Consider the following 520-nt stretch of genomic DNA (forward strand, 5'->3'; position numbering starts at 1 on the left):
CGGCGCCGTCGGCCGGATCGGCGTCGCCGTGCGCCGCTGGCGGCGCTGCCTGGAAGAGCTCGCGGAGGAGGAGGTGCGGGCCGCCGAGCGCGGGGCCGGCCTCGACGCCGACCGGGCGGCCGCCCTCCTCGCCGCCGCCCTGCTGGGCGGCGGACAGGCCCGCGCCGCCGGGGAGAGCCTCGCCGAACTGCTCGGCGCCCAGGGCGCCCTGCGCCTGCGCGACCGCGGCGGTCACCTCCTCGCCGAATGCCTCGACGGCGTGCTCGACGCCGAACGCGACCGCCGGACCGCCCCGCTGGAGGCCCTGGAGGTCACCCCCGACCACCAGGTCGAGCTCATCGCCGCGCTGTCCGTACTGCAGAGGGAGAGGTGACCACCGTGCGCCCCACCGACCGATCCGCCGACCGCCCCGCCGAGGGAGCCGCTCCGGCCGTCCCTCCACCGCCCGACGCTGCCCCCGCCGGCCGCCCGCGCACCTCCGCCGGCATCTGGGACGACGGCCTCATCGCCCGCCGCGCCC

The 520-nt window shown here is 80.2% G+C and carries 1 protein-coding gene; it reads left to right on the top strand.

Annotated features, from left to right (window positions below; translation table 11 throughout):
• Positions 1 to 373, top strand: a 373-nt coding sequence (locus B7P34_RS36150; protein WP_223268628.1) for a hypothetical protein, incomplete at its 5' end; no start/stop codon positions are given.
• Between the last annotated feature and the right edge of the window lie 147 nt (positions 374 to 520).

This window comes from Streptosporangium nondiastaticum, from assembly GCF_003011965.1.
Classification (GTDB): domain Bacteria; phylum Actinomycetota; class Actinomycetes; order Streptomycetales; family Streptomycetaceae; genus Streptomyces; species Streptomyces nondiastaticus.